The organism is Mucilaginibacter sp. (assembly GCF_036383575.1).
Taxonomy (GTDB): domain Bacteria; phylum Bacteroidota; class Bacteroidia; order Sphingobacteriales; family Sphingobacteriaceae; genus Mucilaginibacter.
Map to the genome: position 1 here is coordinate 1 of NZ_DASVOB010000224.1, position 12,901 is coordinate 12,901.

Genomic DNA, 12,901 nt, shown 5'->3' on the forward strand with positions numbered 1-12,901 from the left:
TGCTTCTATCTCTTTTATTAGTTGCTCCCGTAAATTGGCCGGAAGATGGCTGCGCTTGTCTTCTCGCACTACCCGTAATATCTCCTCGTTTTCCTTTTTCATACACCTTTTTTTGTGTATAGTTTTTTCCGGACGAGTCACCCTTTTGTTAGTAGAGTCAATCCAAAACTATATATCGCTTAAGTATCTGAATATGACAAAAAAGAGGAATGGATTCCAACGCAATCACGTGTTTATAGCTTTGATAAACCAAAACACTCCGGTTCCGTTGGTACCACCTGTATGATTTTGATTTTAAGAACGATCTCTCTGAAAGGGAGGGCTTCTTTTATTTCAGACTGACTTTATGTATTTATCAATAAAAAAATGCTGCCCTTTTGAGACAGCATTTTTTATTATTTCAGGGGATTAAACTAAAGTTAACTACTTTTGCACGGCAATTAACGTAGTATTTTTATTGAGCAATAAGCTTCCATTGCTGGTTATAGCTTGAGCCCTGGTACCATTGCTGTACTGATGATCCATTGGCAGTTAAACCTCCTGTATCAAGACATTTTCCTGTGGTAAGGTTGATTACCCTGTAATAACCATCTCCGGTTGATACAAGCGACCAGCGCTGGTTGGTACTGGAGCCTACTACATACTGTAAAACATTTGACCCGTCGGTAGTATTGGTGCCCACATCCAAACATTCTTTTCCTGTTACACAGCTTAAGGTATAATAACCGGCAGTGTAGCTTATATTCCATTTCTGATTGTTGCTTGTTCCTGATGCCCATTGAGCCACGGCGGCGCCGTCAGTTGTGCTGCCCAGATTGTCAAGCATAAGGCCCGATGCACGGTTTTGAAGCTTATACCTGCCATCTGCAACAGGCCCTATCCATACAGGAGAAGCCGACAGTTGCCATGACCACCTGAACATGTTGGCTGTGCCCGGGCTAACCTCGGTAAGATTATTGTTTGCTGTATACCAGCGATAGGTATCAATATCGTTAACACCCGACCATGCAATAGTTCCCATGGAATTATCCTTGGCATAGGCAAGTGCCCCGGTCAGGAAGGCCTGGTCAACATACACACCGGTATCCCATTGCCACCAGAAGCTCATGTTCCGGAATGTTTCGATACCAATTTCGGTAACTATAGTACGGGAAGCATAAGAACCTGTTCTGGCCGACATGATGCTATAGTAACTTGACCAAACATTGTACGAACCCCAGAACCACCAGTAGCAGTGCAGGCCAAGATATTGATTGGCTAATCTTGAATCGGCGCCAACCGCAGTTACATCTGCAGCATAGCCGGTACCATCCAGGATACATTTTCCGTCTGCCGGGCTGTAGGTGGTTAAGAAACCGGCATATAAGTTATTCAGATCGGTACTTGAGTAATCAACAGGTTCGTTGATCGGTTCATATAATATCGATGTGTTGTTTTTATATACGTTATTTACAGTGGTCCACATGGTATGCCATTGGGCAGTATCAGGTACGTGGTGTACACCAACCGGCCAGTAACAAAGTATCACCTTACAACCATTGGCCACAATGGCATTAATGGCAGCCTGGTAAACCGGCCAGTAAGTTGAGCTTGATGCAGTCCATGGGTTTATCGGCATCCTGATGGTGGTTCCGCCGCTTGTTTTAACAGCACTTGATATACTGGTGGCTAAAGTGGCGGCCTGTGTAGCGGTAAGCGATGTTGTCATTCCACTGGGTAATACAACCCGGCCATCGCCCTCATTTCCATTGGGATCGGCCCAGTTAATACCCCTGAAGCCATTTGTATTGGTAGTTGAAAGAGCAAATGACTGTTTGCCAATTTTTTGACCTGATAGGTCAGCGCCTTTTTGAATTGAATTTTTAGAACAGCCCATCGTGAAGGCTAACAGGCAGCATAGTGCCCCGGTAGTTAAATTTTTTCTCATAATTTTATATTAGGTGTTAAATAAGTAGCTCTTTTTGATCAATTGATTTTGACTTTCAGTTATGGCGGTGATCTTCCCTTTTTAAGCAGGAAGCAAGTAATGATATCAGCTAACCGCAATACAACCGAATGCGGATCCAGGAATAATTCAAACATTTTGGTGGCAGACATATGGAAAAATTCAGATCTCCCGATCAATAATTAACCGTAAATCACCACCGGTTGTAACCGTCAGTAATTTGATCAGCCAGTGAAATGGCTGTAAGTAACAATGGAAAGGGAAGAATCTGTGTTTATATGGTTTGACCTAAATCTCTCTTAAAAAACAGAAATTGAAAAGGGGGTAAAGCCTCAATATTGCGGGGATAAAGTGTCATTTCAGCGGGTTTTGAAACAATACCGCAACTTATTTTCGCTTTTGTTTAATTCTTCTCTGTCTGAACAGCGCGCTTCAACGCTGTTTTTCAGTTGGTAAGCTTTTTTAATTGTTGTTATAAATACAATTAATATTATTTAGATTTGAGTGCCTTATAAACTTAATGTTTCAGTATCACACGAGAGTCCGGCTAAAATTTGAGAGGACTGACGGATCATTCAATGAAGGATTAAATGAAGTTTGTTGCTATAAATCTAAAGAGGGGAAATGCATTCAAGCAAGGATTTAATGCTTCAATATTGAGAGATCATCTGTCAGTAATTTAATCCGGTCGGCAAGTTTTGCTCTTCAATCTGTGATATTGGGGCCATCTTTAGTTTTATAAGTGTATTAAGTACAATCTTTTAGTGAATAACTGACAGAGCGAAGGTTGTGACGCCTAACTTATACTGGAACAAATTATTAGTGATATACGGTGTTGTATTTATCTAATTAAAAGTGATAACGGATTTATGTATAAAGCTGTCGTGTTTTTCCTGATTAATCTCTTGTGTGTAACTGGCCTGAGTGGACAAGTATTAACAAACTTTCCAACCAATGACATCAAAAATTTTGCGTTAAAATCATATACCACTCATGATGGTCTGCCTTCTGAAAATGTAACGGTAGCTCTTAAAGACCGGCGCGGATACATGTGGATAGGTACAGATAACGGACTTTGTAAGTTTGACGGCTACTCCTTTGAAAGTTTAGTGAACATCCCGGGAAACACCGCCAGTATAAGTTCAAATTACATTAGTGCGCTCGCCGAAGATAAAAACGGAAAAATATGGGTAGGGACAATGGACGGCCTGAATGTTTTGGATCCCAACACCGAAAAATTTGAACGGTTTTATCATAGCGATAAGGTAAAACAATCACTAAGTAACAACAAGATCTTTTCAATTTTATGTGATAGAGAGGGAATTATTTGGGTAGGAACAGATGACGGCTTTGATCAATATGTGGCAAGCCGGAAATCATTTACCAGCTATAAACCCAATCTGCACGATCAGTATTCAATAAAGGGGAAGTCGGTAAACGCAATTGTTGAAGATGATAAGAAAAACCTGTGGTTAGGGAACTGGAACGGTGGACTGAACAAATTTGATAAGGTTAGTAAACGCTTTACCAACTATCCGCAAACTGAATCACAGCTTACTCAGCTTAAAAAAAGCCCTAATGATATCTGGAGTCTTTTGTACGATCAAAAAAATGGTTGTATCTGGGTTGGAACCTATTGGAGCGGCCTTTTCTGTTTTAATCCTAAAAATCAGCAATATACCCGGTTTTCAAGTCACGACAATCTCAATATAGGCGCTTTCAGCATTGACCATGCCAATGATTCCACCCTGGTTGTTGGAAGTAATGGCGGGTTTTATTTTATAAACAAGGGCACTGGCCAATGGCGCAAAATCGGGGATGTTAATAGCACTGCAGATGGCTATGTTTACAATGATGGCGCAGGTATCATGTGGCTTTGCGGTAAAGACGCTTTAACCAAAATTGATTTTACACAATATAAATTTAACTTCATTCCCTTGTCAATAACGCCGCGCGAAGCAAAGAGTATGTTATTGCAAGGCAATATGTTATGGTTAGCCACAAACGATGGGCTTTACCGGTTTGATTTAATAAAAAAGACGACAAAGCTATTTCAACACACCAATGATCCGGCAAGTATCAGCAGTAACCAGGTTGGTAAAATATATTTAGATAATGACAGCGTATTGTGGGCTGCCACAGAAAATGGGTTTGATAAGTTTGATAGTAAGAATAACAGGTTTATACATCACTTTCATCATTCGGCCCTGAGCAATTTCTTTAATGAAGATGTTTTTAGGGATATTCTTGAAGTAAGCCCTCATGAATACTGGCTTGCCACAGATGCCGGCCTCAAGATCTACAATGAAGAAAAACAGCAATTCAAACATTATTATAACGACGAGAGAAATCCTAATTCAATTGCCAGCAACCACATTTATAATCTTTTAAAAGATAAAAAAGGCAATGTATGGATCGGAACAAACGGAAACGGAGTTGATCGTTTTGACCCTAAAACCGGGATTTTTCATCATTATACCTATAATGATAAGAACACCAGTAGCCTCAGTAATAATATTGTTCACTGCTTATTTGAGGATAGTAAAAAGAACATCTGGATTTGCACGGCCGATGGCCTGAATAAATATGTTCCGGAAAGCGATTCGTTTATCGTTTACTCACGCAAAAATGGATTTGCAAGTAACGTTTTCAATAATCTTGTTGAAGACAGCTTCGGGAACCTTTGGGTTAACTCTGCCACCGGGATATCGAAATTTACGCCCCAAACGTTAACAGTCACCAATTTTGATGAGGGCGACGGCGTGTTTTCCCACTCGCTTATTTATAAATCTGCAGATGGCCGGATGTATTTAGGTGGAAATTCTGGCGTTGTTATTTTCGATCCGTCAAAAATTAAATGGAACAATAAGATCCCTCAAATTTATTTTAAAGATTTTCAGGTATTTAATAAATCGGTAAAGCCAGGTGCGGACTCTCCATTGAAAAATCCCATCGGCATAGCTGATACTGCATTTCTTGATTATGACCAGAATGTATTTTCAATCGAGTTTGTTTCATTGAATTATACCCATTCAGAGAAAAACCTTTATAGCTATAAGTTAGAAGGCTTTGACGAAAAATGGAGTTCTAACAGCAGTCAGCGAAAGGTTACTTATACCAATCTTAATCCCGGAACTTATACATTTAAGGTTATTGCAAGTAACAATGACGGCATCTGGAACAGAACGCCAAAAACCTTGACCATAATTATTTCCCCACCATGGTACCGGACCTGGTGGGCGTATACAATTTACGCTATCATTATTTGTGGATTGGTTTATCTCTATCTTTTATATAGGGACCGCCAGGCCAAATTAAAATACGAGCTTCAGATCGCGCACTATGAAAGTGAAAAGGAAAAGGAGCTCAGTGAACGAAAGCTCGCGTTCTTTACCAATATTTCTCATGAGTTCAGAACACCGTTGACCTTGATCATTAACCCCATCAAGGAGCTTTTGTATAACGAAAAGAAGGTTATGGATACTTCCAATTTAACCATCGTTTACAGGAATGCGCGCCGGCTGTTGGGGTTGGTGGATCAATTGCTTCTTTTCAAAAAGGCCGAATCAGAATCTGATCAGCTGAGGATCAGCAATGTTAATATAATTGATCTGTGCAAGGAAGTTTATCTGTGCTTTATTCACGAAGCGAAGAGGAAACAGATCCATCTTGAGTTCGTGTCATCAGCCGATTATTTAAATATTTATGTAGACAGAGAAAAGACCGAGATCGTGTTATTTAACCTGCTCTCGAATGCTATGAAGTTTACTCCTAAGTACGGAAAAATTTGCGTTTGTGCTGAAGAAACCGAACAAGCAGTATCAATAACAATTGAGGACACTGGCTGTGGGATCCCGTCTGAAGTTGGTGACAAGCTTTTCAGTCGTTTTTACCAGGTATCTGATCTGGCCAGTACATCAACAGGAGGATTTGGCCTTGGGCTTTACCTTGTCAAAAATTTTGTTGAACGCCAGGCCGGGACAGTTGAATATCATAGCCAGATAGGAAAGGGGACCTCCTTTACCATCACCTTGAAAAAAGGAAGATCGCACCTTAAAGACCAGGTGATCTTAGAGCAATCAACAACTGCTTCTGAGTTTTTAAAGGAACTGATAGATTCTGAAACTACGGCCAATGATATCGTGTTGGCAGCAGACCCGGGCGAAGAACAGCCATTGTCTGAACTAAAAACGTTGTTGATTATTGATGACCATGAGGATATGAGAGAATATCTTCGTCAGATATTTAAATTGGACTATAATGTTCTTGTTGCGTCAAATGGTGAGGACGGGATAAAAATAATTAATGAACAATGGCCGGATATCGTTATCTGCGATGTAATGATGCAGGGTATGACAGGGATAGAGGTTTGTACAGCCATTAAGGAAAATATGACAACCTCACATGTTCCCGTAATTCTATTAACGGCCAGCGCATCAAATGAGATCAAGCTAAAAGGTATTGAGGGGGGCGCCGATGATTACATCGGAAAACCTTTTGACAAAGATATCCTGAAAGCGAGGGTAAATGGTTTGCTCAGAAGCAGGAATACCCTTCAACAATATTTTTATAATGAAATTACGCTGAACAATAATCCGCACAGCATCTCGATAGAGTACAAACGATTTTTGGACTCCTGCATTCGGATAGTTGAAGATCATATAACAGATCCGGATTTTAACCTTCAGTCCCTTGCCTCTGAATTAAGCATGTCCTATTCCGGGATCTATAAAAAAATCAAAATGATTTCAGGGCAGTCTGCAAATAGCTTTATCAGGTCGATCAGGTTACGAAAAGCCGCACAGTTATTTGTACACAGTGATTTGAATATCCTGGAAACTGCTTATGCTGTAGGAATAAAAGACATCAAATATTTCCGTGAGCAGTTTAAAAAAGTGTTTGATTTAAAACCTTCCGAATACATCAAAAAATACAGAAAGAGCTTTAAAAACGCTATGGTAAACCAGGTGGCTGAAAGAAAATAAAATCTATAAGCAGTCGCCTGATTGTCTCTGTCTGAAAATGTAAAAAACATTCTTCAACCGGCAATCTATTGGTCATAGTGTGCCGATATCCTTTTTTACCTGGCCGAAAATAACGGTAAGAGAACTTTTTAGCCTGTTTTTAGCGGTTTGCCCCTTCAATTTTGCTGGTTACCCCCCTTTTTATTAATTGATTTTACATCCATTTTAGCGACATCAGCCAATAACCAAAGTATCAGCTAAGCATAACCACAACGTTGATGCTATTTTCGGAGATAAGCCAATTGTTTAATCAATAACACGTCATATATTTTTAATGAGATCATTTATTCTTTTTTTTGTAATCACCATTTTAACGGGGGGCAACCTGGCTAAAGCTCAATCTAAACATCAATTCACCTTGGGAGATAAAGATTTCCTTTTAGATGGAAAGCCTTTCCAGATGATCTCCGGCGAATTGCACTACCCCCGCATCCCAAGAGAGGCATGGCGCGACAGAATGAAAATGGCAAAAGCTATGGGGCTTAACACCATAGGCACCTATGTTTTTTGGAACTTGCATGAACCACAAAAAGGGCAATTTGATTTTTCCGGTAACAATGATATTGTTGAGTTTATTAAAATAGCCCAGGAGGAAGGTTTATGGGTGACCCTGCGCCCAAGCCCTTATGTGTGCGCCGAGTGGGAGTTTGGCGGATATCCTTATTGGTTACAAAATGAGGACGGATTGGTTGTAAGGAGTAAAAACCCGCAATATTTGAACGAATATGAAAGCTACATCAAAGAATTGGGAAAGCGTTTGTCCCAGTACCAGGTAAACCATGGCGGCAACATTTTGATGGTGCAAATTGAAAATGAGTATGGGTCATATGGTGCCGATAAGGATTACCTGGCCATTAACCAGAAAATGTTTAAAGAAGCTGGATTTGACGGGTTGCTATACACCTGCGATCCGGCCGCCGACCTGGTAAAAGGCCATCTGCCTGGTTTACTGCCTGCTGTGAACGGCTTAGACGATCCCGCTAAGGTAAAAGAACTTATCAATCAAAATCACGATGGCAAAGGGCCTTACTACATTGCCGAATGGTACCCGGCATGGTTTGATTGGTGGGGCGCAAAACACCATACTGTACCGGCAGATCAATACACCGGTAAATTAGATTCAGTACTTGCGGCTGGAATTTCCATAAATATGTACATGTTTCATGGCGGTACTACAAGAGGGTTTATGAATGGTGCCAATTATAACGACCAGGCCCCCTTTGAACCGCAGATCAGCAGTTACGATTATGATGCACCATTGAATGAAGCCGGGAACCCGACGCCAAAATTTGGGGCCTTCAGAAACGTAATTCAAAAACATTTACCTGCTGGTACTGATCTGCCCCCTGTTCCCCCGGTTAAACCAACCATCGCCATACCTCAAATTGAGCTTAAAAATGTGGCAGGCCTGGATGATTTGAAGCTTGAATATAAAAGCAGCCAGGCACCATTAACTTTTGAGGACATGAAACTGGATTATGGTTTTATGTTATATCGGACAACAATCCCCGGAGGGAAATCCGGAATATTAAAGGTCATAGATCTTAGAGATTTTGCGGTAGTGATGATCAATGGGAAAACGGTTGGAAACCTTGACCGTCGTACCGGATCAGATAGCATTAGTATCAGTTTACCTGATGGAAAGGTAACATTGGATATTTTGGTCGAAAATCTTGGTCGTATCAATTTTGGTAAATACCTGTTGCAGAATAAAAAAGGGATTGTGGGTAAGGTGTTTTTTCAGGCTAACGAACTAACGGGCTGGCAAAACTTTCCTTTGCCATTAAAAACTGTGGGCAGTTACAAGCCTAAACCCGGTTTGGCTGATTTAAATACACCTGTGATGAAAAAGGGGATTTTTTCATTGTCTTCATTAGGGGATACCTATCTGGATATGACCGATTGGGGGAAAGGCATTGTTTGGATCAACGGACATAACTTAGGCAGGTACTGGCGAACCGGCCCTCAGCAAACGCTATATGTACCACGCGAATGGTTGCATACCGGTGAAAATGAGATATTGGTTTTTGAATTGCTAAAACCCGAAAATCAAAAACTGTCGGCGGTGGACAAACCGATTTTAGACCGCTTACAATAAGTGGATGTTTTATTCGCAATACTCGGCAACTTGCCACACGATTGCGATATCACCGAAAAGCATAATTATATTTTAACCGCAGGCAGTAAAGCATCTGCGAAAGCACGATTTTTTTATCTTGAAAATGAACTATATAAGAATTACGACAAATATTGTTTTAACTGTTTTTTTATTGATCAGTGGTCAATTGGCAGTTTTCGGGCAAAAAAGCAATCACGATTTAAACAGGGGATATAAAGGCTACTTATTTGCCTATTTTACGGGCAATCAGAAAAGTGAGGAGGCTATCCGGTTCGCTATCAGTATGGATGGGTACCACTACCTGGCATTAAACCATAATGAGCCTGTTGTAAACAGCTCGGTGATCAGTGAAACCGGCGGCGTTCGGGACCCCCATATACTGCGCTGCGCTGATGGGAAAACATTTTATATGGTTGCAACAGATATGGTTTCAGGTAAGGGATGGAACTCAAACCGTGGACTGGTATTACTTAAATCAAATGATCTGATCCACTGGTCTTACTCTGCTATTAATTTTCAAAAACGTTTTGCCGGTCAGGATAGTCTTTTGCGTGTGTGGGCACCCCAAAGCATCTATGATGATGTTGCTAAAAAGTATATGGTCTACTTTTCTTTGAAGCATGGCAGTACTCCGGATAAGATATATTACATATATGCTAATAAAGAATTTACCGATCTTGAAGGCGAGCCTAAGCAACTATTTTTTAGCCCGGACAACGCGGCTTGCATAGACGGCGATATAGAGAAAAAAGATAATAAATATTATTTATTCTTTAAAACAGAAGACCGGGTACCGGGAATTAAAATTGCAGTTTCAAAAAGCTTAACCAGTGGGTACCAGCTTCAAAGTGACGAGTATGTGCAGCAAACTACACGCCCGGTTGAAGGAGCAGGGACTTTTAAATTAAATGACGGCAGTGGATTTATTTTGATGTACGATATGTATACCAGCGGCCTTTACCAGTTTACAAAATCCACCGATTTAAAAAACTTCAAGGTTATCGACAAAGAAGTGACCATGAATTTTAAACCACGGCATGGCACTGTTATGCCGGTTACGCTACCAGAAATTAAAAGGCTGATCAGTCAATTCATGACTGCGGATGCCGTTCTGCAAACCGTCAATGGGACGGGAGCAGTCCGAAATGAACTGGTGATAGATACGGTTAAGAAAACGGTTTGTATACCGTTAACACCAGGCTCAAACGTTAAGCTGTTTAAACCCGAATTTGCCCGTTTACCCGGGGTATCCGTAGTGCCGGGTAAAAAGGTTGATTTTTCTAAACATGTCCTACCGTATCGTATTACAATTATCGGGCACAAACCTGTATGGTATACCCTGTCAACAATGGAAAGCTCGCCTCCAAAAACTTTGGAACATTCAGAGAGCGATGTTAAATAAGGTTGTAGGAATAATTGTTAGGTAATTATAAAAGAAGTTGGTTTATAGAGAGTTAATTGTTTGATATGGGTAGTTAATCAATTGTGATATTCGTCTGCGAATAAAACAGAGATGGGGGATTAATCGTCAAAATCCATCTCCTTCCTGATAAGGAAGCTGCCGATCACTAAAACATCCATGCCGGTTTGCCTGAAGCAGGCCAGCGCTTCAGATACGCTATTGACTATTGGTTCGTCCATCCTGTTAAAGGAGGTATTGATGACAAGTGGGCACCCGGTAATCTTATAAAAGGCATTGATCAGGTTATAAAAATCAGGATGGCTATACTGCCCGACAGTTTGAACCCTGGCAGAAAAATCAACATGGGTTACTGCCGGGATCGTTGACCTGGCTTGCTTCAGTAAGTCAAATCCGTATACTGCCTGATTTTCAGGAGGAAATCTGATTGCACTGGCAACATCAGCGACCAGCAGCATATAAGGAGTTTTATCGACGATGTCAAAATAGGAGGAAGCGTGTTCTTCCAAAATTGCCGGGGCGAACGGCCGAAAGGATTCCCGGAATTTTATCTTTTGGTTAAGTATGGACTGCATCCGGTGATCCCGAGGGTCTGCAAGTATGCTTCTGGAACCAAGTGCCCGCGGGCCAAACTCCATTCGGCCTCTGAAATATCCTACAACTTTCCCCTTGGCTATTTCATCTGCTACTGCATTGTAATAGTTGTCTTCAGTCAACTCTTCAAACTTGACTTTTTGGTTTACCAGCTCAGTTTTAATATCGTTATCCTGCAATGATGGCCCGAGCAAGGCATTTTGCATTTTATCCTCCGGGAGTGTTACATGCCTTGAATTTTCCAAATAGTCGTAGTATACTGCGTAAGCAGCTCCTAAGGCACCACCGGCGTCGCCGGCGGCCGGTGGTATCCAGATATTTTTGAAGCCCGATTGCTGAAGGATTTTACTATTGGCAACACAATTTAGCGCCACGCCTCCTGCCAGGCAAAGATTACTCACCTGAAATTCCCTGAAAAGACTGTAGGTGATCATTAACATGATCCGTTCGGTGACAGTCTGAATAGACCTGGCTACGTCCATATGGAACCTGGTGAGGGAAGCCGACGGCTCACGGCGCGGATTGCCAAACAACTGTTCAAACGCAGACCCCGTCATAGTCAAGCCTGTACAATAACTGAAATACTTTAAATTTAACCGGAAGGATCCGTCCAGCTTGAGGTTTACCAGGTGTTTGAATATAAGGTCCACAAATATCGGTTCGCCATAAGGGGCCAGTCCCATAACCTTGTATTCGTCACAGTTTACCTTAAACCCTAAATAGTATGTAAACGCGGAATATAACAAACCTATGGAGTGCGGAAACTCGATTTCTTTATGGAATTTGATGCTATTACCCTCCCCAAAGGATACAGAGGTGGTCGTCCACTCGCCAACCCCATCTGCTGTAAGTATCACCGCGCTATCAAAAGGCGAAGGATAAAAGGCAGAAGCTGCGTGCGACAGGTGATGGGTACTGAATAATAGATTAATATTCTGAATATCAAGTGATTCATCTGCTTTTTTTAGCTCCTGTAATAGCTTCTTTTTTAAAAACAGCTTTTCTTTTAACCAAAGCGGCATCGACTTCATAAATGCCAGGAAGCCCTTTGGAGCGAAGGATAGGTAAGTTTCTATCAGCCGTTCGAATTTTAAAAAAGGCTTTTCATAGAAAACGAGGTAATCAACTTCATTCAACCCTATTCCGCCCTCCTGCAGGCAATAACGCACAGCAGAGGCTGGAAAGCGCTCATCGTTTTTCTTCCGGGTGAACCGCTCTTCTTGAGCAGCTGCTACAATCACGTCATCTTTTAGAAGACAAGCTGCGCTATCGTGAAAAAAAGCGGAGATTCCCAGGATGTACATGGACTTAAAATAAAGTGTAGATGAACGGTGCCAGCACAGAGCCTTGTGCCAAAACCAGTAAAAGCCCCAATAAAAACAGAACAGCGAATAAGGGCAATAACCAATAGCGTTTACGTGAGCGCAGGAAGTAAAAGAACTCAAAAATTATTTCCATGATCTTGAATTTTTAAATGAATTAAAACTGTCGCTTATAAGAACCTTTTTCGGGTTGCTCCGAAGGCTGCCAGTAGCTTATCAGATGATTTTGGACTTTCATTTCAATTGTTGTTTTTTTAAACAGCCGGAGTAAAAAGGCGATAGGTGTGATGATCAGGAAAAACATAAGGGAAAGAATGATCGCCGTGTTGATTATGCCCAAGGTTTCGCCCATTTTATCCCAAATCCTCCTGACGGGATTCAATAGATCCGGTATCGTAAGCGCCGTTACTATCAGAATTAGGCCCGCAATGCCAGGTATGAAAGTGAATTTGTGTTTAAAAAACACAAGGCATATAT

7 protein-coding genes are annotated in these 12,901 nt (G+C 41.2%); 3 read left to right on the top strand and 4 right to left on the bottom strand.

All coding sequences use genetic code 11. The features are described 5' to 3' along the window. Positions 1-454 precede the first annotated feature (454 nt). Positions 455-1,927 (bottom strand): RICIN domain-containing protein, encoded by a 1,473-nt coding sequence (locus VF500_RS08010; protein WP_330859173.1) that lies wholly within the window; start codon positions 1,925-1,927, stop codon positions 455-457. A gap of 887 nt (positions 1,928-2,814) precedes the next feature. On the opposite strand from VF500_RS08010, the gene VF500_RS08015 reads away from it, so the two are divergent. The 3 genes from VF500_RS08015 (at position 2,815) to VF500_RS08025 (ending at position 10,490) form a co-directional block, all read left to right on the top strand. Beyond that, entirely contained in the window at positions 2,815-6,930 is a 4,116-nt protein-coding gene (locus VF500_RS08015; protein ID WP_330859174.1) for a two-component regulator propeller domain-containing protein, read from the top strand. A gap of 397 nt (positions 6,931-7,327) precedes the next feature. Continuing rightward, positions 7,328-9,067 (top strand): glycoside hydrolase family 35 protein, encoded by a 1,740-nt coding sequence (locus VF500_RS08020; RefSeq protein ID WP_330859175.1) that lies wholly within the window; start codon positions 7,328-7,330, stop codon positions 9,065-9,067. Positions 9,068-9,191: 124 nt separating this feature from the next. Then, positions 9,192-10,490 carry a glycoside hydrolase family 43 protein gene (locus VF500_RS08025; protein WP_330859176.1) on the top strand — a complete coding sequence of 433 codons (1,299 nt, stop codon included), beginning with the start codon at positions 9,192-9,194 and terminating at the stop codon, positions 10,488-10,490. A gap of 119 nt (positions 10,491-10,609) precedes the next feature. Here the strand turns inward: VF500_RS08025 and VF500_RS08030 are convergent, their stop codons facing one another. The 3 genes from VF500_RS08030 to VF500_RS08040 all read right to left on the bottom strand — a co-directional run. Beyond that, on the bottom strand, positions 10,610-12,406 hold the full coding sequence (locus VF500_RS08030; RefSeq protein WP_330859177.1) for a carbamoyltransferase: 1,797 nt from the start codon (positions 12,404-12,406) through the stop codon (positions 10,610-10,612). 4 nt (positions 12,407-12,410) lie between these two features. Next, positions 12,411-12,560, bottom strand: a complete 150-nt coding sequence (locus VF500_RS08035; RefSeq protein ID WP_330859178.1) for a DUF5989 family protein — start codon at positions 12,558-12,560, stop codon at positions 12,411-12,413. Positions 12,561-12,581: 21 nt separating this feature from the next. Next, positions 12,582-12,901: SxtJ family membrane protein (locus VF500_RS08040; RefSeq protein ID WP_330859179.1), on the bottom strand; the 320-nt coding region annotated here is incomplete at its 5' end.